Origin of the sequence: Bradyrhizobium sp. AUGA SZCCT0283, assembly GCF_018130385.1 — a bacterium.
GTDB lineage: Bacteria > Pseudomonadota > Alphaproteobacteria > Rhizobiales > Xanthobacteraceae > Bradyrhizobium.
On sequence record NZ_JAFCLU010000038.1, the window covers coordinates 22,878 to 45,062 of the forward strand.

At 63.5% G+C, this 22,185-nt stretch carries 21 protein-coding genes and 1 tRNA gene; 13 read left to right on the forward strand and 9 right to left on the reverse strand.

Annotation, left to right across the window (positions count from 1 at the left end; genetic code table 11):
• Nucleotides 1-164: 164 nt before the first annotated feature.
• The 6 genes from hemA to JQ624_RS32850 all read right to left on the reverse strand — a co-directional run bounded on the left by hemA (nucleotide 165) and on the right by JQ624_RS32850 (nucleotide 7,617).
• Nucleotides 165-1,394: a 5-aminolevulinate synthase gene (hemA, locus tag JQ624_RS32825; RefSeq protein ID WP_212423042.1), complete on the reverse strand. Its 1,230-nt coding sequence runs from the start codon at nucleotides 1,392-1,394 to the stop codon at nucleotides 165-167.
• 315 nt (nucleotides 1,395-1,709) lie between these two features.
• Nucleotides 1,710-2,522 carry an outer membrane protein gene (locus tag JQ624_RS32830; protein ID WP_212423043.1) on the reverse strand — a complete coding sequence of 271 codons (813 nt, stop codon included), beginning with the start codon at nucleotides 2,520-2,522 and terminating at the stop codon, nucleotides 1,710-1,712.
• A 256-nt stretch (nucleotides 2,523-2,778) separates the two neighbouring features.
• Complete coding sequence (locus JQ624_RS32835) at nucleotides 2,779-3,840, reverse strand: MBL fold metallo-hydrolase (RefSeq protein WP_212423044.1); 1,062 nt, start codon at nucleotides 3,838-3,840, stop codon at nucleotides 2,779-2,781.
• 162 nt (nucleotides 3,841-4,002) lie between these two features.
• Nucleotides 4,003-6,129 carry a methyl-accepting chemotaxis protein gene (locus JQ624_RS32840; protein ID WP_212423045.1) on the reverse strand — a complete coding sequence of 709 codons (2,127 nt, stop codon included), beginning with the start codon at nucleotides 6,127-6,129 and terminating at the stop codon, nucleotides 4,003-4,005.
• A 217-nt stretch (nucleotides 6,130-6,346) separates the two neighbouring features.
• Nucleotides 6,347-7,072: an outer membrane protein gene (locus JQ624_RS32845; RefSeq protein WP_212423046.1), complete on the reverse strand. Its 726-nt coding sequence runs from the start codon at nucleotides 7,070-7,072 to the stop codon at nucleotides 6,347-6,349.
• Nucleotides 7,073-7,296: 224 nt separating this feature from the next.
• Nucleotides 7,297-7,617, reverse strand: a complete 321-nt coding sequence (locus JQ624_RS32850) for a DNA-binding transcriptional regulator (RefSeq protein WP_212423047.1) — start codon at nucleotides 7,615-7,617, stop codon at nucleotides 7,297-7,299.
• Between the two features lie 97 nt (nucleotides 7,618-7,714).
• On the opposite strand from JQ624_RS32850, the gene JQ624_RS32855 reads away from it, so the two are divergent.
• Nucleotides 7,715-7,948: a hypothetical protein gene (locus JQ624_RS32855; RefSeq protein WP_212423048.1), complete on the forward strand. Its 234-nt coding sequence runs from the start codon at nucleotides 7,715-7,717 to the stop codon at nucleotides 7,946-7,948.
• Nucleotides 7,949-7,954: 6 nt separating this feature from the next.
• Here the strand turns inward: JQ624_RS32855 and JQ624_RS32860 are convergent, their stop codons facing one another.
• A complete protein-coding gene (locus JQ624_RS32860; RefSeq protein WP_212423049.1) occupies nucleotides 7,955-9,418 on the reverse strand; it encodes a GH1 family beta-glucosidase in 1,464 nt (487 codons plus the stop codon).
• A gap of 12 nt (nucleotides 9,419-9,430) precedes the next feature.
• The gene (locus tag JQ624_RS32865) at nucleotides 9,431-10,456 is read right to left on the reverse strand and encodes a family 16 glycosylhydrolase (RefSeq protein WP_212423050.1); all 1,026 of its coding nucleotides are present in this window, start codon (nucleotides 10,454-10,456) and stop codon (nucleotides 9,431-9,433) included.
• 256 nt (nucleotides 10,457-10,712) lie between these two features.
• Here JQ624_RS32865 and JQ624_RS32870 point away from each other — a divergent pair, with 256 nt between their 5' ends.
• Nucleotides 10,713-11,753 (forward strand): HD-GYP domain-containing protein, encoded by a 1,041-nt coding sequence (locus JQ624_RS32870; protein ID WP_212423051.1) that lies wholly within the window; start codon nucleotides 10,713-10,715, stop codon nucleotides 11,751-11,753.
• A 905-nt stretch (nucleotides 11,754-12,658) separates the two neighbouring features.
• Entirely contained in the window at nucleotides 12,659-12,940 is a 282-nt protein-coding gene (locus JQ624_RS32875) for a hypothetical protein (RefSeq protein WP_212423052.1), read from the forward strand.
• Nucleotides 12,941-12,992: 52 nt separating this feature from the next.
• Here JQ624_RS32875 and JQ624_RS32880 read toward each other — a convergent pair.
• Nucleotides 12,993-13,067 (reverse strand) — tRNA-Thr (locus JQ624_RS32880).
• Nucleotides 13,068-13,396: 329 nt separating this feature from the next.
• On the opposite strand from JQ624_RS32880, the gene JQ624_RS32885 reads away from it, so the two are divergent.
• The 10 genes from JQ624_RS32885 to JQ624_RS32930 all read left to right on the forward strand — a co-directional run bounded on the left by JQ624_RS32885 (nucleotide 13,397) and on the right by JQ624_RS32930 (nucleotide 22,157).
• On the forward strand, nucleotides 13,397-13,609 hold the full coding sequence (locus JQ624_RS32885; RefSeq protein WP_312014531.1) for a hypothetical protein: 213 nt from the start codon (nucleotides 13,397-13,399) through the stop codon (nucleotides 13,607-13,609).
• A gap of 88 nt (nucleotides 13,610-13,697) precedes the next feature.
• The gene (locus JQ624_RS32890; RefSeq protein WP_212423053.1) at nucleotides 13,698-15,404 is read left to right on the forward strand and encodes an FAD-dependent oxidoreductase; all 1,707 of its coding nucleotides are present in this window, start codon (nucleotides 13,698-13,700) and stop codon (nucleotides 15,402-15,404) included.
• Between the two features lie 51 nt (nucleotides 15,405-15,455).
• Nucleotides 15,456-15,767, forward strand: coding sequence for a UBP-type zinc finger domain-containing protein (locus JQ624_RS32895; protein WP_212423054.1), 312 nt, complete (start codon nucleotides 15,456-15,458; stop codon nucleotides 15,765-15,767).
• Between the two features lie 191 nt (nucleotides 15,768-15,958).
• Nucleotides 15,959-16,459: a hypothetical protein gene (locus JQ624_RS32900; RefSeq protein WP_212423055.1), complete on the forward strand. Its 501-nt coding sequence runs from the start codon at nucleotides 15,959-15,961 to the stop codon at nucleotides 16,457-16,459.
• An 88-nt stretch (nucleotides 16,460-16,547) separates the two neighbouring features.
• Nucleotides 16,548-17,372: an alpha/beta fold hydrolase gene (locus JQ624_RS32905; RefSeq protein WP_212423056.1), complete on the forward strand. Its 825-nt coding sequence runs from the start codon at nucleotides 16,548-16,550 to the stop codon at nucleotides 17,370-17,372.
• A gap of 17 nt (nucleotides 17,373-17,389) precedes the next feature.
• Nucleotides 17,390-18,049, forward strand: coding sequence for an epimerase (locus tag JQ624_RS32910; RefSeq protein WP_212423057.1), 660 nt, complete (start codon nucleotides 17,390-17,392; stop codon nucleotides 18,047-18,049).
• A gap of 230 nt (nucleotides 18,050-18,279) precedes the next feature.
• Nucleotides 18,280-19,569 (forward strand): UDP-N-acetylglucosamine 1-carboxyvinyltransferase, encoded by a 1,290-nt coding sequence (murA, locus tag JQ624_RS32915; protein ID WP_212423058.1) that lies wholly within the window; start codon nucleotides 18,280-18,282, stop codon nucleotides 19,567-19,569.
• Between the two features lie 101 nt (nucleotides 19,570-19,670).
• Complete coding sequence (locus JQ624_RS32920) at nucleotides 19,671-20,126, forward strand: DUF2948 family protein (RefSeq protein WP_212423059.1); 456 nt, start codon at nucleotides 19,671-19,673, stop codon at nucleotides 20,124-20,126.
• A 235-nt stretch (nucleotides 20,127-20,361) separates the two neighbouring features.
• A complete protein-coding gene (gene hisD / locus JQ624_RS32925; protein ID WP_212423060.1) occupies nucleotides 20,362-21,657 on the forward strand; it encodes a histidinol dehydrogenase in 1,296 nt (431 codons plus the stop codon).
• Nucleotides 21,654-22,157, forward strand: a complete 504-nt coding sequence (locus tag JQ624_RS32930; protein ID WP_212423061.1) for a UPF0262 family protein — start codon at nucleotides 21,654-21,656, stop codon at nucleotides 22,155-22,157. The genes hisD and JQ624_RS32930 overlap by 4 nt, the downstream gene beginning before the upstream one ends.
• Nucleotides 22,158-22,185: the final 28 nt, after the last annotated feature.

The following is a 22,185-nucleotide window of genomic DNA, read 5'->3' on the forward strand; positions in this document are numbered from 1 at the left end:
GGTCTCCCTCTCCCGGCGCTTGATGCGGACGTGCTTTCTTCACGCCGGCCGGACGCGCGCAGGCGCCCAAGCCGGAACACTTGGCCGGAAGAGATGAATATAAACGCTTTGGGCCGGCAGCGCACCGCGCTACCGGCCCAATTTGCGAGGTTAGGAGGGTAGGGTTACTCGGCCGCCAGTGATTTCTGCTTCAGCGGCAGGCCGAGACGGTCCCAGACCTGCAGCAGCGCTTCCGCGAGCTGATCGATCAGGCCGTCGTCGTGGTAGGGCGAGGGTGTGATCCTTAAGCGCTCGGTTCCCTTGGCCACCGTCGGATAGTTGATCGGCTGGATGTAGATGCCGTGCTCCTCCAGCAGCATGTCGGAGGCCTGTTTGCACTTCTCCGGATCGCCGACGAACAGCGGCACGATATGGGTGTCGCTCGATATCACGGGGAGGCCTGCGGCATTGAGGATTGCCTTGACCCGGGCGGCGCGGTCCTGGTGGCGCTCGCGCTCCCAGTTCGAGGTCTTCAGATGCCGGATCGCGGCCGTGGCGGCCGAGCAGATCGCCGGCGGCAGCGCGGTCGTAAAGATGAAGCCCGGCGCGTAGGAGCGGACGGCGTCGATGATCTCGGCATTGCCCGCGATATAGCCGCCAAGGCAGCCGAAGGCCTTGGCGAGGGTGCCTTCCAGCACGTCGATGCGATGCATGACGCCGTCGCGCTCGGCGATACCGCCGCCGCGCGGGCCGTACATGCCGACCGCATGGACTTCATCGACATAGGTCATGGCGCCGTATTTCTCGGCGAGATCGCAGATCTTCGAAAGCGGCGCGACGTCGCCGTCCATCGAATAGAGGCTCTCGCAGGCGATCAGCTTCGGCCGGTCGGGGCCCGCCGCGATCAGGAGCTCTTCCAGATGCGCCATGTCGTTGTGGCGGAAAATCTGGCGCTCGCAGCCGGCCTGGCGGACGCCTTCGATCATCGAATTGTGGTTCAGCGCGTCAGACAGAATGAGGCAGTTCGGAATCAGCTTGGCGATCGTCGAGATGCCGGTCTGGTTCGAGACGTAGCCCGAGGTGAACAGCAGCGAGGCCTGCTTGCCGTGCAGGTCGACCAGTTCCTGCTCGAGCTGGACCAGCGGATGATGGGTGCCGGCGATATTGCGGGTGCCGCCGGCGCCGGTGCCGACTCTTGTGGCGGTCTCGACCATGGCGCCGACCACTTTCGGGTGCTGGCCCATGCCGAGATAGTCATTGGAACACCAGATCACGACATTGCGCGGGCCCTTCGGCGAGTGCCAGACCGCGTGCGGGAAGCGGCCGGCGATCCGTTCGAGGTCGGCGAAAACGCGGTAGCGCCGCTCGTCATGCAGGCGGTTGAGGGCGGCACTGAAAAATTTGCTGTAATCCATCGCAAGACCTGGAACGGAACCGGCCGGATTGGCTTCCCGCCTTTTTAGAGCCTTTCCAGCTTTGGTGTCTACGCGAAATCCCACATTTCGGCGCGCCTCCGGGATGCTACCTAGGCGGAGCAAATATTGATCGGGATCAAGGCGCTAGGCGGAATTTTCTGTCCAGCTGCTTGGCCGCCGAACGTCCGGTAACGGCGGGAAATCCATTGAAGCCTCGCGATCAAAAAAAGCCCCGGACCATGCCGGGGCTTTGCTTGCTGAAAATCCCGTCGCCGCATCAATATTGGGCGACGACCGGACCGCCGAACTTGTCGTTCAGAACTTGTAGTTCACGCCAACGCGCCCGATGTTCGAACGCAGATCGACCGTATGGGTGAAGACGTTGGTCGGGAAAGCGATCGCGGGGACGAATGCGGTGAGGTTGGTGCTCGTCGTGCTGGCCCGGCCCAGGTCAACATAGAGATATTCGGCCTTAACCGACCAGCCGTTCATCAGCGCATATTCGCCGCCGACACCGGCGGTCCAGCCATAGCGGGTCTCGTCGATCGAAGCCGATTCGCTGGCCGTCGCAAACGTATCGGTGAACCGGTAGCTGCTCTTCACATTGGCCACTGCAAGACCGCCCGTGCCGTAGAGGAGCAGGGACGGGCTGACCAGCACGCCGACGCGTCCGCGAAGGGTGATCAACCAGTCGGAAGATACCGACGAGTTAACCGTGAAACCGGTCGGCGCGCAGCATGGATAAAGGGCGGAAGCGCTCGTCGAGCCTTTCACGCCGAAATAGTTGAAGTCCGATTCGATACCGACCAGCCAGTTGTTGGCCTGCCAGTTGTAACCGGCCGTCAGGCCCCCGGTGAAGCCGGACCGGTTGATGTTCTGGTTACCCGCGGTTGCTATGGCCGGAACGCTGGTCGTGGCAAAATAGCCCACGGGAGAGAAGACTGTCGTGGTGGTTGCATTGGATTCGTTCCAGGCACCGCCCGCGTTCAAACCGACATAAAAGCCGGTCCAGTTGTAAATCGGAGCGACAACAGGTGCCTTGGTGTAGGGCCGGGCTGCAAGGTCGGCAGCGGAAGCGACAGTGGCGCTCAGCGCGAAGATGGCGGCGGCAACGGCTAGTTTTTTCACGGAAAGCTCCAGAAGTATGTGCAACTCAAAACGCGCCAAATTCTATCAAATTTCCGCCGTTTGGCTGTCACCAGTAGGGCACAACCCTAAGAATACGGAACGAGGCCCGACAGGAGCACGACGTGTAGCCGGGAAACACTAATCGCCATGGCGCTTCGCTTGCCGCCGCCTGACGGCCGGCTGCTTTGCGTCGGTTTCCGTTCAAATCAAGCTGAATTGGCGGGTAAAGCCGCGGCGGCCGGGCATGTGCCCCCAGTCAGGTGGTCCGGAACCGCAGCACGCCGTCGGCCACCTCGCATGTCAGGCGGCCCTCGACCAGCATGTAGTTGACATGCGCGACCAGCTCGCCGGCGGCAAAGCCCATCTGGTGCTCGTCCAGCACGTGCTTGTGGAACACGACCGGCACCAGCTCCTTGGAGGTCTGCGGCACTTCCCGGCAGGCTTCGGCGATCAGGCGGCAGCGATCCTCGTGATGGTCGGCGAGCTGCTTGATGCGGGTCTTCAGCCCGTAGAACGGCACGCCGTGGCCAGGCAGCACCATGACGTCGTAGGGCAGCGTGGTGGTGAGGCTCGCGAGCGAGGCCAGATATTCCCCGAGCGAGTTCTGGTCGGGTTCGACCGCCCAGACGCTGACATTCGGCGAAATCTTGCTCAGCACCTGGTCGGCGGAGAGGAACAGCTTGTCGGCGGCGCAATACAGCATCACCTGGTCGAGCGCATGGCCGCCGCCGGTGATCACCTTGAAGCGGCGGGCGCCGATCACGACCTCGTCGCCATGCGAGATGCGGCGATAGGACGGCGGCAGCACCGAGACCCGCTTCAAATAATCCTGGCCGCGGCCGAGCAATCTGTCAGTCAGGCTTTCGTCCATGCCGTGGCGGCGGAAGAACAGCCGCTGCGCGTTGCGCCGCTCCTCGGTACCGCGGTTCTGGTGATAGACCGATTGCAGATATTCGACCTGCGACATCTGCAGCGGGCAGTCGAAGCGCTCGACGATCCACCCGGCAAGGCCGACGTGATCGGGATGCGAATGGGTGACGATCAGCCGCGTGATCTTCACATGCCGGAGCGGGCCCTCGAACAGGGTGGTCCAGGCCGCGATGGATTCCTCATTGCCGAAGCCGGAATCGACCATCGCCCAGCCGTCGCCGTCAGCCAGCAGATAGATGTTCACATGATTGAGCCGGAACGGCAGCTTGAGGCGGACCCAAAGCACGCCGGGCATCACCTCGACGACCTGATCGTGGCCGGGGTGATTTTCCCAGGGGTATCGCAGTGCCTCGGCCGAGGACTGCACCATGTCGCTTTTCGAATGCATGGTACCGGCTTAGCGGTAGAGGCGGCGCCGCGCTAGCCGAAAAAAGCAGGTGTCGGTCTGGATAAAGGCATGGGTAGTGCTGACACCGTGATTCCCCGGTGCGCAATTGCGCACCTGAGGTCTGGTCCTTCGGACCATCCCGGAATGACGGGTGTGGGGCGGCTACGCCGCCCGGATGTTCGACAGGAACGCGTCGATCTCTTCACGCAGCACGTCGGCCTCGCGGCGCAGCGCGCCGGAGGCGGTCAGCACCTCGCCGGCGGCGGTTCCGGCCTGCGAGGAGGCGCTGGAGACACCGACGATGTTGGTGGAAACCTCGCTGGTGCCGCCGGCGGCGTGCTGGATGTTGCGCGCGATCTCGCGCGTTGCCGCACCCTGCTCCTCGACCGCGGCCGCAATCGCGGTGGTCACCTCGTTGATCTCGCTGATCGTGTTGCTGATGTTCCTGATCGCCGACACCGCCGTCGTCGTTACCGTCTGCATGCTGACGATCTGCTGGCGGATCTCGTCGGTGGCCTTCGCGGTCTGGTTGGCGAGGCTCTTCACCTCGGAGGCGACCACGGCGAAGCCGCGGCCGGCGTCGCCGGCGCGTGCCGCCTCGATGGTGGCGTTCAGCGCCAGCAGGTTGGTCTGCGAGGCGATGGTCTGGATCAGATCGACCACCACGCTGATCCGCGCGGCGTTGTCCGCAAGCCCCTGCATGGTGGCATCGGTCGCGCCGGCGTCGTCGACCGCCTTGCGGGCGATCTCCGCCGAGGTGATGACCTGACGGCCGATTTCCTCGATCGAGGAGGACAATTCCTCGGTGCCCGACGACACGGTCTGCACGTTGGCCGAAGTCTGCTCAGCGGCGGTCGCCACCGCGGTCACCAGTGCGTTCGATTGATCGGCTGTCGCCGACATGCTTTGCGCAGTCGACTGCATCGAGCCTGCCGCGGACTGCAGGCTGTCCAGCGCGGTGCGAACGGTGCTTTCGAACTCGACGATGCGCGCTTCCATGCGGCTGGCGCGTTCGGCCTTGGCGATGCGGTCCTTGTCCTGCTCGGCGGAGAGCGCGCGGCTCTGGATCATGCTCTCGCGGAACACCTGCAGCGAATCCGCCATGGCGCCGATCTCGTCCTGCGCGTGGCTTTGATAGACCTCCGATTCGAGGTCGCCGCTGGACAACACTTGCATCGAGTGCTGCAGATTGCCGATCCGCCGCAGGATGTTGCGGCCGACATAGAGCCAGACGAACAGGATCGAGCCGACCAGCGTCGATACGCCGAGGGCGAGCATGACCATGGTCGCGAACGAAATCTCCTGACGCGCCTGCCAGGCCGCGGCGTCGGTTTCCTTCTGCACGCCGTCGACCAGCTGCTGCACGCTGATGCCGAGGCCGACATTGAGCTTGCGGGTTTCCTCCAGAATGGTCTGGCCGTAATCGTCCGCATCCAGTTCCTGCTGGCGGACCTTGAAGACGCCGGTCTTGCCGTCGGCCAGCGCCAGCAGGCTCAAGGTTGTGTTTTGAACGGACCGCATCGCCGTGGTCTTGGGCAGCGCTTCGAGATTCGACTTCACGCGCGCCTGCGCGGTGCGGAAGTCCCTGGCAGTCGCTTCGAGTACGTCGCTGCTGTTGGTCGAAAGCGCGGCGATCATGTCGAACGCCATGAGATTGCCGCTGGCGGCGATGTCGGCGAGTTGGTCGGCCGTTTTGTGTGCCCGGATGGCTTCGGCTTGCGAGAAGTTGGGGGCAGCGTAGATGCTGTAGAGCTCGGTCTGCGCGTCGATGGCCGCTGGGCCGGCGGCGGCCACGAAACGCCGCTGGGCCTTGCGCACCGCGTCGTAGAGCTTTTCGTGCTGGGCGCCCAGTTCGAGCCGCTCGCGCGCGGCCGAGCCGAGGCTCCTGATCACCTCATCGATGTTCTTCATGTTCTCGGTGAGCGCCGCGACGACCGCCTTGTCGGCGCCGAGTTCGACGATCTCGCCGAGCTTCTGCAGCGCGACCGCCTGGGTTTCCTTCATTTTCTTGGTTCGATCGTTGAGCGCCTCTTCGCTGCGCGCAGCCAGCAGCGCCGGCCCCTGGCTGGCGAGGCTGGCGCTCTGTGCGGATAGCTGCAGGCTGGCGGCGAGACGGGGAATATCCCGTCCGCTCAGATCGACCATGGTCCCGCCGAGCCGCCCGAGCATCAGGCCGGCGCCGGCGGAGATGACGATCGCCATGCCGGCGATGACGGCGAAGGCGGCAAACAGACTGCCCCTGACGCCGAAGCGAAAACCCTTGAGCCGTGAATTGGATTGTGCCGCCATTTGCCCGCTGTCCCGTCTACGCTACCTTGAGATGTTTCCTCGCGCGGCAGTATCCCTGTACCCGGTTAACAAGTTTGGAACCGGAAGGCTTTTCGCCGTATTTTTGGCAAACGTATTGCTTGCTTTTGGTGGATTTTTCCGTGAACCGGAAAACGCGGACAAAAAGCAAAAAGGCCGGCATGAAAGCCGGCCTTCCGCAATTCGCAGTTGTAAGCGCTCAGTAGCGTGCGACCACGGGGCTTGTGAAGTTGAAGCGATAATTGACGCCGAGCTTCAGCGTGTGGTCGTCAGTGTGGAAGCTTCCGAACGGCGCCAGCGCGGCAGGGCTCACGAAGCGGGTGCTGCCGAAGTCGTAATACATGTACTCGCCTTTGACCGACCAGTTCGGGGCGACCATGTACTCGACGCCGGTGCCGACGGTCCAGCCGTTGCTGTGGTTGCCATCGAGCAGGAAGGCGATCGGTGCGCCGCCCAGGGTCACTCTCTCGCTGTTGTCGGAATAGGCGTAACCGCCTTTGACATAGACCAGGCCCGGACCCCAGGTGTAGCCGATGCGGGCCGTGATCGAGCCGAGGCCGCGCTGATCGTTGGTATAGACGTAGCCGCCGGGGAAGGTGGCGGTGAGGTTGCTCTTGCCGAGCCAGGAATACTGGCCCTCGGTGCCGAGCACCCAGTTCGGCGCGAATTGCCAATCGAGGCCGGCCTGAACGCCACCCAGCAGCCGGGCGCTGGACTCGCTCAGCACCGCGCCGTTGAAGTCGTTGCTGCCGCTGAAGGCGCCGCCGAGATGGCCGCCGAGATAGAAGCCGGTCCAGTTGTAGAGCGGCGCCGCATAGACCGGCGCCTTGTTGTAGTAGGGCCGCGCGCCGAGATCGGCGCCAAGCGCGGGCGCGGCGGCGGTGAGGGCTGCGAAGGCCACCAGGGCTGCGAGGATCTTCTTCATTGTGTTGGTCTCCGAAAACCGTTCGGCGACACCCTCGTTGCGGGGCGCCTTCCATGCCCACGCAATTAGACTGCATTTATCTAAAATGCTGTCACCTGGAGGTGACAGCGGGTGCTAACCCAACCCATTGGCGGACAAACGTTTTTTGTACTTAATGAAGGCCTAATCAAAGGTTAGGAAAGGCTTAATTTTCGGCTCTACCCGGGCCTCCCGGCAAGCTTTGCTTAACCAATGCGGCGCCGCACGTCGCTGCGCATCTGTTCGCGGAAGGCCTGCCGGCGGGCGGGGCGGTCCTTCACCGGGACGTCGTGGCGGTCGAAGACGTTGAACATTTCGAGGATCGGATAGTGGTCGCTGGCCATCGCCAGGATGCGCAGCAGCTCCGCCACCGGCCCGGTCGGGCCGGTGACCTCCCATTTGCGGATGGTGTCGGCGCCATCGGAGGTCGGCAGCCCGCAGAGTTTGGCCATGTCGGCCACCGACAACGGCTGGCCGATGGCCTCACCGAGATGCTCGCGAAGTTTCTTCAGTTCGGCTCCGGTCACGGGTTCTCCGTCTCAAATCGACATCTGTGAAGTACGTCACACACCGGGCGCGGCTTGGGGCGTATACGCAGCGCATCGGTTACCCGAGGAGGCCATTATGCGCCGATTACTCGAAAGCCTTACTCCCGACGCCCGCCAGCTCTACTGGAAATGGGTCGGCGGCATGTTCGCTCTTTATGTCGTGCTGATGCTCACCGCGGCAGGTGTGTTCATCGGTCACGAATCATCGCGCAAGCTGGCGCAGGAACCGGTCACGACTGTGGCAGCGGGCGGCAAGCAGCGCTCTATCTCCGAGGTCTCTGCGCCGCTGCGGCAGGCCGCACGGTATTAATGGCGTTCAGACGCCGATTGCATTCCGCGCCACCACGTCGCGATAGAAGGCTGCGCTGAGCTTTGGCGTCCGGCGCTGCGTCCCGAAGTCGACGTGATAGAGCCCGAAGCGCTTTCCATAGCCGTAGATCCATTCGAAATTGTCCATCAGGCTCCAGAGGAAATAGCCGCGGACCGGCACCCCCTCTGACGTCGCGCGCTGCAATTGCCTGAGATAGTTGCGCAGGTACATGATGCGATCGAGGTCATAGACCTGGCCGTCAGCGTGAAGCTTGTCTTCCGACGAGGTGCCGTTCTCGCTGATGTAGATCGTCTCGATGTTCCAGATCTTTGCCGCCAGCCGCGGCGCCCAGTAGATCGTCTCGGGGCCGACCCTGAGCCAGTCCGAATTCATGTGCGGGAATGAGGCCGGAAAAGGCAACACGCTCCAGCCCGGCGCCTTGTCGGACGCGGCGATGTAGAATTGCGGCGCGTAGATGTTGAGGCCGACGAAATCATTGGGCTGCGAAATGATCTTCAACTCCTCATCTGTGAATTTCGGCGCGGCCTTGCCTGCGAACTGCAGAAACCCGTCGGTGTATTTGCCTTCCAGTATGACGCCGAGGAAGCCGGAGTTGAGCTCGCGCGTCGCCATCTCGGCGGCGCGAACGTTTTCCGGCGTGTCGAATGCGGGCACGCAGGCCGCGATGTTTTCGGCCGGACCCACCCTGGTGCCCGCGCGCCCATGCGCGCGGATCGCCTGCACGGCGAGGCCATGCGCCAGCGCCACATGGTGGCGGACCTGGTTGACGTCTGCGTCCGGCAGTTTGAGGCCGGGGGCATCGATGCCCCATCCATAGCCGAAATTCACGAACCTTCCGGCTTCGTTGATTGTGAAGATCGACCTGACCCGATCACTGATACGCGCCGCCACGTGGCCGGCATAATCCCCGAATGCTTTCGACGTTTCGCTGGATCGCCAGCCGCCGACCTTGTCCTCGAGCGCCTGCGGCAGATCCCAGTGATAGAGCGTCGCATATGGTTCAATGCCGTGCTTCAGCAACTCGTCGATAAGGCGGTCGTAGAAGTCGAGGCCCTTGGAGTTCGGCGCGCCCGTTCCTTCCGGAAACACCCGCGGCCACGCGATCGAAAACCGGTAGGCCTTGGCGCCCAATTCCCCGATGAGGCCGATGTCTTCCTTGTAGCGGTGGTAGTGATCGTTGGCGTTATCGCCGGTAGTGTGATCCTCGATCTTGCCCGGCGTATGCGAAAAAGTATCCCAGATCGAGCGGCCGCGGCCGTCCTCGTTCACCGCGCCCTCGATCTGGTAGGCCGAGGTGGCGGTGCCCCACACGAAGTCTTTCGGAAAACTCGCAGGCCCCGGCCGCTCGGCTGCTGCTTGCGTGGCGGCGTCGGCCGGCGCAGCGGCGATGCCGAGCCCGGACAAGCCTGCAAGCTTTGCAAAATGCCGGCGCGAGAATTTTCCGAACATCGTCATCTCCGGTCAGCGTTCGTCGATTTGGTAGGCGGATATCCTGTCGATCTCGAATGCGACGGTCGCGGGCGACTCGCCATCGACGAATCCGACGCCCTCGAAAGTCTTCGAGCCCATGGCGAGGTTGACGATCATGTACATGGGATCGTTAAAGCCGACCGGAACCTTGATCTCGGAGACTGGCTGGCGGTCGATGAAATAGGTGATGCGATCCGGCTGCCACAGCACGCCATAGTCGTGGAACACGCCCGATGCGTCCGGCACCTGGAAGTCAAACCCGCAGCGTTCCACGCGCTGCGTGTCCGGTATCCGCCAATGCGTCGTCATCACGATGTCGCCGGGCCGTTGCCCGCGGCCCTCCATGATGTCGACTTCCGGCGGCCAGCCGCCATCATCGGCGAGCATCCAGAACGCCGGCCACACGCCGATGCCGACCGGGATCTTGGCGCGGATTTCGAAGTATCCGTACTTCTGGGAAAACCGGCTTTGCGTTGTCAGGATGCCCGAGACATATTCATTGTTGAACAGCACGGCCTTCAGCGCCGGCGGGGTGCGGCTGGCAACGATCGAGAGAATGCCGTCGCTGACCTTGAACGGATCGAGGCCGAGCGGCGTTGTTTCCCGCCCGCCATAGTGCGGATCGACATAGATCTGCTGCTCGCCATTATAGCTGGTCTTGCGCCTGAAGTCGGAGCCGTCGCCGCCCCAATAGCGCGCTTCCGGCCAGGCGGCGCCGCCGGCGTAATGCGACACCCATCTTGCATTGAGCAGCGGATGTGCGTCGAAATCATCGTGGAAGGTTCGGTGCAGCGATACCGATGCGAACGATGCGCGGTCCGGCGCCTCGACGCGGCGGCAGCGCTCGCCGAGCATGGCGGTCGCGACCTGCAGCGTGAGTTTGGTCGTCGCGCCGGCGAGATCGGCCTGTGCAAGCGCCGGGACGGCGGCGAACAACAGACAGCCGATCGAGATTAAGGCGCACAACGTCAATCTCTCGGTCCCCGGTTCGCTCCGAAACGACGGGAGATCGTTCATCGACGATGCCCTCGATCTGACGATCCGTCGGAGACCGACCGACATGCTCACCTGTTTGAGGTCCGTAGTTATACGAGGTGAAAACTTAACGGCAAGGTAGCCAAGTCTGATGTTGATTAAAATGCTTGAGATGCCGATGGCGCCAGGTGCGGGGCGCGAGGTGTCGGAATTTTCGGCAAATGGGTTCATTTTCTTTTCAGTGCTTCAATTTTAAAGGGCAGCTACCTCACTATTACGGCGTACGGAAGTTCCTTAAATGCTCGTCTATTTTGTTACGGACGAACCGACGAAGTTGCCGGCGATTCGTGCGATGCTCGAGCCGCAACACGCCGTGCTGCCCTGGGTGTTGGGCGGCGACGGCACCGGGATCCGGTCGCATGGCGTGCTGATGGTCGACATCGACCTGCGGCAGATGACCCGCGTCGATCAGCTCAAGTTCATTCTGCAGGACCTTGCCGGCATTCCCGAGAAGCTGTTCGTCGTTCACAATCTCTCCCGTTCGATGGTTGCGCAAGCCCATGCGCTCGGCGCGACTTCGATCATTTCACGTCCCAAGGAAGCGGTTCTCAAGGTCGCGCAGATCGAAGAGGCGGAGGTGGCCGCGGAAGAGGACGCGGCAGAGCCGACACCGGAAATGGACGAGGGGGTGGTAGCCTTCGCCTCGATGTTTTCGGATGTGCGCCGTGGCAGGCCGCTGAAGCTTGTCGATGCGAAGCGTGCGACGTCGAAGATCATCACCCGCGTCGGGCAGGACGGACTTTCGACGTGGCTCGACGAGGTGCGCCGCTATCATGAGGGCACGTTTCAGCACTGCCTGCTTGTGACCGGTGTTGCGGTGGCCTTCGGGCTGGATGTTGGATTCTCCGGCGGGGACGTCTCGCGGCTCGGCATCGCGGCGACCCTCCACGACATCGGGAAGGCGCGCATCCCGCTGTCGATCCTGGACAAGCCGGGACGCCTCGACCCCGAGGAGGAAGAGATCATCCGGCGTCATCCGGCGATCGGATATGATCTGTTGAAGGGCGTATCGGGCATCAGTCCGGAAATTCTGGATGGCGTGAGGCATCATCACGAATATCTTGACGGCTCCGGCTATCCGGATGGACTGGCGGCCTCGCAGATTTCCGATCTGGTTAGGTTGCTGACGATCTCGGACATCTTCGCCGCGCTGGTCGAGTCGAGGCCCTACAGGCCGCCAATGCCCCGGCAGGACGCCTACCAGATCCTCTGCGGCATGGAGGGAAAGCTGGAGGGGGCGCTGGTCAAGGCGTTCCGCAAGGTGGCGCTTGCGTCGTGATGAACCTGTGGGCTAGCCGGGCGCACTGATTTCCTGGGCAAAGCTGCCGTCGTGCCGTCCGCCGATCGATTGATCGGCGGAAATCACCGCGTGGGCATTGCGTATCCGCAACCACAGGATTTCAGCCCCTGTGGAACGGGTTGGTGATGCTCGTTATCATTCCCGCGATCGAGAGCCGAATCCATGAATGTCGCCGGCCGGGATATCAATCAAACGCTGGAATACAGGTCAGCCGCGGCCATCGTCAGGCTGCTTCCAACCGGGCTTCTGCTGGTTTTTCTCGGCCTCTTGATATCAGCACTTGTTGTCGATCCCGATCGTGAATCGGTCTGGACGTATATCGGGGTCGTTGTCTGCTTGGTGCTCGGCGGGGCCTTGGTCGGGTTTACGCTCTGGCGACGCTCGCATCCCGGCAAGCCATTATTCAAACTTTCGCCGGACGGCGTCCATTACCGGATTCCCCTGGTCAAGGAGGTCCTGATCCCCTGGCACCAGATTCAAGGTGTCGACACGATCGATATTGAAGCGGGGTATTGGTCGATCTCCTGGCTCAGGCAGAACCCGACCCTGACATACGAACCGGCGGTCGCCTGCAATGTCACCGTGATCCTGCTGCCGAAGCCGTTCTACGATCAGCGGATCTTCGTCGATTCATTTTTGCTGCGAGGGCCCGGCTGGAAGGCCAACTTCATTCCCAAGGGTTCGCTGGTCCAGATGGCCTTGCACCACGAATCGTATCGGTCGAGCCACGGGCGCTCCGCGAAGCGGTCGAGGCGCGCTGGCTTGCATTTCGCGACAGGCCCGCCGGCGAGCCGGCGCGAACGAGCGTGCCAAGTGTGGTGGCAGCGAGCCATTCGAACGTTTCGAAGAGCGCTGCGGCTCGCGCCGCGCCGAAGGCAGACGTCGTGGCGATGGGCGACAGTCCGAAGGCGATGTCGCGGTGGGAGGCCACGAAGGTCATTGTCCTGCTGATCGGCATCGTCATCGTGCTCGCCAACCTCGCCGGGCTTTGGCAACTGTCAGGGAAGACGCAGGAGCGCGAAGCACGCGCCAAGGCGCACGAGGAACGGAAATATTGGGAGGAGTCGGCCAGGCGGCGGAAGGAGGAAAGCAAGAGGCTCGAAGCCGAGGATAGAGAGAGAAGGGAAGAGTTCGAGCGGGATATGCGGCGCGTGTTTGGGCGATAACCGTCCATCGACCGCTGTGGCCGGATATGTTGCTGACATCAGCTGGAAAGAATGGTGCTGCCAGACAGGATTGAACTGTCGACCTCTCCATTACCAATGGAGTGCTCTACCACTGAGCTACGGCAGCATGCCCGGTATCGGGGAATCGGCCCAAATGGCCGCCCACTAGGCGGCCGGTTCTTGCCACAAGGGCCCCTCTGGCGCAAGCATGCGGGCGGGCCGGAAAGGGCCCAAAATTGTCAAAACCGGCGCTGACGATCGCGAGGTGGGAGAATTTTGGCGAGTTTGGGCCGACTCCGGTTCCAGATCTCGCCCTGAGCCGCCGAATCGTGGCTTGCGCCGCCTGGCATGCGGGTTGGGCGGAGTGTGATGTGCCGGGCGCAGGATTGCAGTATGGATGATCGAAACCCACCATCTTCCGGCGGCGTCGTCCCCTGACGTCGTTTCGATCAAGGCGTGTTCGACGGATTGACGATGAAGGACAAGCAAGAAAGGGCTGCGGGAAAGACCGGCGCGGATGTGAAGGATTCACGACGGGACCGGCTGAAGCTGGCGCTGCGCGAAAATCTCAAGCGGCGGAAGTCGCAGGCCCGCGGGCGCAGCGAGGCGAGCGCATCTTCCGAAAGCGCCGATGCCTCCCTAGATGACGCCAGCGGAGAAGAGCCTTAGCCAGTAGCGTTCGAGGAAAATCCCGATCGCTCGCCGGGCGGCATGGCTCGCTCTCTGCACGGTTCTGTTTCTTTTTTAGGCGGCGACAATGAGCGCAGACATCACGGCCGGTTCGGCGACCGGCGCGACTTTCACCACGTTTCCACGTCACGAGCAGACGTTCCCGACGCTGACCAATCACGAAATCGAGCGTATGCGCCGGTTCGGGGAACTGCGAAGCTACAAGGATGGCGAAGCGCTGTTTGAGACCGGCAAGCCCGGTCCCGGCATGTTCGTGGTGCTGTCGGGCCATGTCGCCATCACCCAGCGTGACGGCCTTGGCCATGTCACTCCGGTCATCGACCAGGGCCCGGGACAATTTCTGGCCGAGATCGGCCAGCTTTCCGGTCGCGTCGCGCTGGTGGACGGCCATGCCGAGGGCGAGGTCGAAACGCTGCTGATTCCGCCGGATCAATTGCGCGCGCTTTTGGTCGCGGAAGCCGAACTCGGCGAGCGCATCATGCGCGCGCTGATCCTGCGTCGGGTCAACCTGATCCAGGGCGGCGTCGGCGGCCCGGTGCTGATCGGTCCGCCCTCGCTCGGCGACATGGCGCGGCTGCAGAACTTCCTGGCGCGCAACGGCCAGCCACACCACATGCTCGATCCCGCAACCGACAAGGACGCCGCCGATCTCGTCGCGCGCTATTCGGCCTCGCGCGCCGATCTGCCGCTGGTGGTTTGCCCTGACGGTACCGTGCTGCGCAATCCGTCGGAGACGGAGCTGGCACTGGCGGTGGGCATGATCACCAACCATGCGCATGAGAAGCTCTATGACGTCGCGGTGGTCGGCAGCGGTCCCGCCGGTCTCGCCACCGCGGTCTATGCCGCATCCGAGGGGTTGTCGGTGGCGGTGTTCGACGCGCGGGCGTTCGGCGGCCAGGCCGGCGCCAGCGCGCGGATCGAAAACTATCTGGGCTTTCCGACCGGCATCTCGGGGCAGGCGCTCGCGGGCCGCGCCTACAATCAGGCGCAGAAATTCGGCGCTGAAATGCTGATTCCGGTTTCGGTCCGGTCGCTGGATTGCTCGCAGCGCGACGGCGCGTTTGCGCTGGCCACCGAATGCGGGCAGTCGTTGCGCGCCAAATCCATCGTGGTGGCGAGCGGGGCGCGTTACCGGCGGCCCGAGATCGAAAATCTCGACGCGTTCGAGGGCCGCGGCGTCTGGTACTGGGCCTCGCCGATCGAGGCCAAGCTGTGCGTGGGCCAGGACGTCGTCCTGGTCGGCGGCGGCAATTCCGCAGGGCAGGCGGCGGTGTTTCTGTCCGGCCATGCGCGCAAGGTCCACATGATTATCCGCGGCGGCGGGCTGGGGGCCAGCATGTCGCGCTATCTGATCGAGCGCATCGAAGCGGCGCCCAATATCGAACTGATCTTCAACGCCGAGGTGATTGCGGTCGAAGGCGGCGGCGATGGATCGCTCGAACGCGTGCGCTGGAAGAGCCGGCTGGCGCCCGAACAGCACCATTTCGATGTTCGTAACCTGTTTCTGTTCGTCGGCGCCGATCCGGCGACCCATTGGCTGGACGGCTGCGGCGTGACGCTCGACCGGGCGGGCTTTGTGGTGACGGGGGCGCAGTCCGAGCAGAATCACGGCCGCCCGGTGCCGCCGCTGGAAACCTCGGTGCCCGGCGTGTTCGCGGTCGGCGACGTGCGCTCCGGCTCGGTCAAGCGCGTCGGCGGCGCGATCGGCGAGGGTGCGCAGGTGGTGGCGGCGCTGCACGGCTATCTCGCCGATGCCATGAAGCCGTCGCTATGATGCGGCTTAGTGGCAGGCGGCAATAGGCAAAGACGCACGAGGTGTGAAGCGGTGACGAAAAACGGCTGCAGCCACATCGCCGGTATTCAAACGGTCACGCCGAGCGCGCTCGGTTGCGAGGAGTGCCTGAAAAGCGGCAGCCAGTGGCTGCATTTGCGGATCTGCCGCACCTGCGGCCACGTCGGCTGCTGCGACGATTCGCCGAACAAGCATGCGACCGCGCACTTCCATGCCACCGGCCATCCCGTGATCGAAGGCTACGATCCGCCGGAGGGCTGGGGCTGGTGCTATGTCGACGAAGTGCTGTTCGATCTGTCGAACCGCAAGACGCCGCATAACGGTCCGATCCCGCGCTATGATTAGATTCAATTCTTTAGCGTCGCCTCCGCTGTCGTTTGTGACATCAGTGCAAATATTTCGTGCATCATACAACTTTCGTTGATGTGTCTTCAGTCACGCACATGCCTGCATTGCCGGCCCCGCACGCGATGCGTGTGGAAATTTTCCACAACGCGTCCTAACCTTTGGAAAGTTTCCAACGGAGGGGGCGCATCATGATTTTGGGTATGAGTTTGGCGACGTTCACGATGGTCCATGTGGTCATCAGCCTGATTGCAATCGTCGCGGGCCTGATCGTGATGTTCGGAATGCTCGGCTCGAGGTCTCAGCCGGGGCTCACCGCGATCTTCCTGCTGTTCACGATCCTGACCAGCGCCACCGGTTTTCTGATTCCGCCGCTGCTGTTCGAAAAGACGCTGCCATCTCACATGATCGGCATTCTGTCGCTGGTGCTGCTGGCGATCGCCTGCATCGCGCTCTATGTCATGAAGCTGTCCGGGCCGTGGCGCTGGATCTATGGGCTGACGGCGCTGCTGTCGCTTTACTTCAACGTGTTCGTGCTTGTGATCCAGAGCTTCCTGAAGGTGCCGGCGCTGACGGCGCTGGCGCCGGGCAACCCGCCCTCCGGGTCGGTATTCGCGGTGGCCCAGGGCGTCGTGCTGGTGTTTTTCGCCGTCATGATCATCGGCGTATGGCGGCGCTTCCGCCCCGCGTGACCGCTCCACCGAACGTCGCCTGCCGTTCGATGGACACCAGGTCGCCGAGCGGTGTGGCGTTGACTGCCCAAGCAAGAGGAGAATTCCCATGCCCACCATCACCACCAAAGACGGCGTCGAGATATTCTACAAGGACTGGGGCGCTGGTCAGCCCATCGTGTTCAGCCACGGCTGGCCGCTGTCGTCAGACGACTGGGACACGCAGATGATCTTCTTCGTCAACAACGGCTTCCGCGTCATTGCGCACGACCGCCGCGGCCATGGCCGGTCCAGCCAGGTGGCTGACGGCCACGACATGGATCATTACGCCGACGACCTCGCGGCGCTGACGGCGCATCTCGACCTGAAGAACGCCGTTCACGTCGGCCATTCCACCGGCGGCGGCGAGGTGGTGCATTATATCGCCCGCCACGGCGAGAGCCGGGTCGCGAAGGCGGCGATCCTCTCCGCCGTACCGCCGTTGATGGTGCAGACCCCGGCCAATCCCGGCGGCTTGCCCAAATCGGTGTTCGACGACCTGCAGGCGCAGCTCGCCGCCAACCGCTCGGAATTCTATCGCGCGCTGCCGTCGGGTCCGTTCTATGGCTACAACCGGCCGGGCGCCAAGCCCTCGGAAGCGATCATCCAGAACTGGTGGCGTCAGGGCATGATGGGCGGCGCGAAAGCGCATTACGACGGCATCGTCGCCTTCTCGCAGACCGACTTTACCGACGACCTCAAGAAGATCACCGTGCCGGTGCTGGTGATGCATGGCGACAACGACCAGATCGTGCCGTACGAAGACTCCGCGCCGCTGTCGGCTAAGCTTCTGAAGAACGGCACGCTGAAGACCTACAAGGGCTTTCCGCACGGCATGCCCACCACGGAAGCGGCCACCATCAACGCCGACCTGCTCGCGTTCATCAAGGGATGAGCGGAGCTCACCCTGACATGAAGGTGATCCTGTTCGGCGCCACCGGCATGGTCGGGCAGGGTGTCCTGCGCGAATGCCTTGTCGATGCCGGCATCGAACGCGTGCTCGCGGTCGGGCGCAGCCCGGCCGGGGTGCAGCACGCCAAGCTGCATGAAATCCTGCACGACAATTTCACGGATTTTTCGGCGATCGAATCGCAGCTTGCCGGATACGACGCCTGCTTCTTCTGCCTCGGCGTCTCCTCGATCGGCATGGACGCGGAGCGTTACCGGCATCTGACCTACGACGTCACCATGGCCGCCGCGACGACGCTGGCGCGGCTCAACCCCGGCATGGTGTTCACCTACGTCACCGGCAAAGGCACTGATTCGACCGAGCAGGGCCAGTTGCGATGGGCGCGGGTCAAGGGCAAGACCGAGAACGATCTCTTGAAGCTGCCGTTCAAGGCGGCGTACATGTTCCGGCCCTCCGGCATCCAGCCGCTGCACGGTGTCAGGTCGAAGACCCCCTGGATAAACGCGGTCTATGCTGTCACCGCGCCGCTGCTGTCCTGGATGGTGCGAGCCACGCCGAACCACATGACGACAAGCGAACAGCTCGGCCGCGCCATGATCAAGGTGGCGCGAGACGGCTATCCGAAGCCGATCCTGGAGAGCGCGGACATCAACGCGATCTAGGGGTCCGTCATTTCTCTCCCGTCATTCCGGGGCAGCCCGCAGGGCTGAGCCTGGAATCCATTTCACGGCAGAATGTGAGGCCTGATGGATTCTCAGATGTGCAATTGCACATCATAGCTCGCGCTTCGCGCGCCCCGGAATGACAGCGAACCCCATCAAATCGCCGCAAATATCACCGCTTCTGCTGTGAACGCGCGCGCTCATAATTTGTGCGTGGCAAGGGGGGTGGCATGGACCGCATTCGTATCGTCGGCGGCAGCAAGCTCAACGGCACCATCGCGATTTCGGGCGCGAAGAATGCTGCGCTTCCCTTGATGATCGCAGCGCTCCTGACCGAGGAAACGCTCATCCTCGACAACGTGCCGCGGCTCGCCGACGTCGCGCAGTTGCAGCGTATCCTCGGCAACCATGGCGTCGACATCATGTCCGCGGGCAAGCGGCCGGGCGACCGCCAATATCAGGGCCAGACCCTGCATATCTTGGCAGCCGACATCATCGACACGACAGCGCCTTACGACCTGGTGTCGCGGATGCGCGCCAGCTTCTGGGTAATCGCGCCGCTCTTGGCGCGGATGCACGAGGCAAAAGTCTCGCTGCCGGGCGGCTGCGCCATCGGCACGCGGCCGGTCGATCTTTTGATCATGGCACTGGGAAAACTCGGCGCCGAGCTCACGATCGACGGCGGCTATGTGGTGGCGAAAGCGCCCGGCGGCCTGCGCGGTGGCGAAATCGATTTCCCAAAGGTGACGGTGAGCGGCACCCGTGTCGCGCTGATGGCGGCGACACTGGCGAAGGGCACGACCATCATCACCAACGCCGCCTGCGAACCTGAAATCACCGATGTCGCCGATTGCCTGAACAAGATGGGCGCGCGCATCACCGGCGCCGGCACGCCGCGGATCGTGGTCGAGGGCGTCGCGAAGCTGCACGGCGCGCGGCATACCGTGCTGCCCGACCGGATCGAGACCGGCACCTATGCGATGGCGGTCGCCATGACCGGCGGCGACGTGCAGCTTTCCGGCGCGCGTCCGGAATTGCTGCAGTCGGCGCTCGACGTGCTGGCGCAGGCCGGCGCCGACATCACCGTCAACAATGACGGCATCAGGGTTATCAGGAACGGCGCCGGGATCCGGCCGGTGACGGTATCGACCGCGCCGTTCCCGGGCTTCCCGACCGACCTTCAGGCGCAATTGATGGCGCTGATGGCCTGCGCCGGCGGTTCCTCGCAGATCACCGAGACGATTTTCGAGAACCGTTTCATGCATGTCCAGGAACTGGCGCGGTTCGGTGCGCGTATATCGCTGGACGGTGAGACCGCGACCATCGACGGCACCGCCAGGCTGCGCGGCGCGCCCGTGATGGCGACGGATCTGCGCGCCTCGGTGTCGCTGGTCATCGCAGGGCTTGCCGCCGAGGGCGAAACCATGGTCAACCGTATCTATCACCTGGACCGCGGTTTCGAACGGCTTGAGGAAAAACTCTCAGGCTGCGGCGCGTCGATCCAGCGCATCAGAGACTGACGCGCGTATCCCGCAAAAGCATGTCCTCGGACCTGATCCGGGGATGGGCTACCGGTTTTGCGATTAGGATACGCGCAAATTAAAGGTAAGGATTTCTGGGAATGCCGGCGCCTGACCCGCTCAAACTGATTGCGCTCGATGTCGATGATCTCGCCGTCATATCGGCCCATGTGCAGGACGCCCGCGTGCAGGCGTCTGACATTGTCTGGCGGCAGGACGAAAAGCGGCTGGTGGTCGGCATCGACCGGCTGGACTGGGAGCAGACGCTGTCCGGTGGAACCGAACCGCGCCGGTCGATCGCGGCGCTGCGCTTCGACCGCGTTCTGGCCTGCAAGTCGCGCAACATCGATCTGGCGCAGCCCGAGGCGGTGCTGGAACTGGTCGGGATCGAATTCCATCCCGGCGAAGCCCCCGGCGGCAGCGCGCTGCTGCTGTTCAGCCATGGCGAGGCGCTGCGGCTGGACGTCGAATGCCTGGAATGCGAGCTGACCGACCTCGGCACCGACGATCTCGGCACCAGCGACCTCGCCATCGCGCCCCTGGGGCCGGAGGGGTGAGGATGTACCCCTCTCTATCGTCGTCCCCGCGAAAGCGGGGACCCATAGCCACAAATGCGAGTTGTGAAGGGGATTGTTGCCAAAGCTCGGCTAAACGCGAACATTGGTGGCTATGGGTCCCGGCTCGCGCTTCGCTTGGCCGGGACGACGAGATTTTGGGGTATGGCAAGGGTTGACGGCCCTTGGCCGCCGCGCCATTGAGCAGGGGCCTTTCGCTGTCTCTCAGAAAGCCACCATGCCCGTTCGCCTGGATACCAGCAGCGCCGATTTTGGTCCACGCTTCAAGCAATTCCTCGCCGCCAAACGCGAGGTTTCGGCCGATGTCGAGCGCGCCACCCGCGCCATTGTCGACGACGTGGCCGCGCGCGGCGACGCCGCCCTGATCGAGGCGACCAGGAAATTCGACCGGCTCGAGCTCACCGCCTCCGGCCTGCGCGTGACCGCTGCCGAGATCGATGCCGCGGTCGGGGCTTGCGACAGCGCAACGGTCGATGCCCTGAAATTCGCCCGTGACCGGATCGAATTGTTCCACCAGCGGCAATTGCCGAAGGACGAGCGCTTCACCGATGCGCTGGGCGTCGAACTCGGCTGGCGCTGGAGCGCGGTCGATGCGGTCGGCCTCTACGTGCCCGGCGGCACGGCGGCCTATCCGTCCTCGGTGCTGATGAATGCGGTACCGGCCAGGGTGGCCGGCGTGCCGCGGGTCGTCATGGTGGTACCGTCGCCGGACGGCAAGCTCAATCCGCTGGTGCTGGCCGCCGCCCACCTTGGCGGTGTGTCCGAGATCTATCGCGTCGGCGGCGCGCAGGCAGTGGCGGCGCTGGCCTACGGCACGGCCACGATCGCGCCGGTCGCCAAGATCGTCGGTCCGGGAAATGCCTATGTCGCCGCTGCCAAGCGGCAGGTGTTCGGCAAGGTCGGCATCGACATGATCGCCGGTCCCTCGGAAGTGCTGGTGATTGCTGACGACACGGGAAATGCCGGCTGGATCGCCGCCGATCTGTTGGCGCAGGCCGAACATGATGCGAGCGCGCAGTCGATCCTGATCACGGACAGCGCAGGCCTGGCCGCCGACGTCGCGCGTGCGGTCGAGTCGCAACTGGCGACATTGCCCCGCGCGGATATCGCGCGCGCGTCGTGGAACGATTTCGGCGCCCTCATTATGGTCAGGAAGCTCGACGAGGCGGTGGAGCTCGCCAACGCCATCGCCGCCGAACATCTGGAAATCATGACCGCGGATCCGGAGGCGCTGTCCGCCAAGGTCCGCAACGCCGGCGCGATCTTCCTCGGGCCCCATACGCCGGAAGCGATCGGCGATTACGTCGGCGGCTCCAACCACGTGCTGCCGACGGCGCGTTCGGCGCGGTTTTCGTCGGGGCTCGGCGTGCTAGACTTCATGAAGCGCACCTCGATTCTCAAATGCGGGCCGGACCAGTTGCGCGCGCTGGGGCCTGCCGCGATGACCTTGGGCAAGGCCGAGGGTTTGGACGCCCATTCACGCTCGGTCGGATTGCGCCTCAATTTGCCATGAACAAGCCGCCACCAGACGATGACCAGCACAACCGCATCGTCGCGGTGACGCTCGACGAGGAATCGATCGGGCGTTCCGGGCCCGATATCGAGCATGAGCGGGCGATTGCGATCTACGATCTGATCGAGCAGAATCTGTTCGCGCCGGAAGGGGCGGGCGAGGGCCCGTTCACGCTGCACCTCGCGATCACCGGCAACCGGCTGATGTTCGACATCCGCCGCGAGGACGGCACGCCGGTGGTCGCGCATTTGCTGTCGCTGACGCCGTTCCGGCGGATCGTGAAGGACTATTTCATGATCTGTGACAGCTACTACCAGGCGATCCGCACCGCCACGCCCGACAAGATCGAGGCGATCGACATGGGCCGCCGCGGCATCCATGACGAAGGCTCGCGCACCCTGCAGGAACGGCTGAAGGGCAAGGTAAGAGTCGATTTCGAAACCTCGCGCCGGCTGTTCACGCTGATCTGTGTCCTGCACTGGAAGGGGCAGGACGGATGACGCCGAAAAGTGCGAAGCGGTTTTCTCG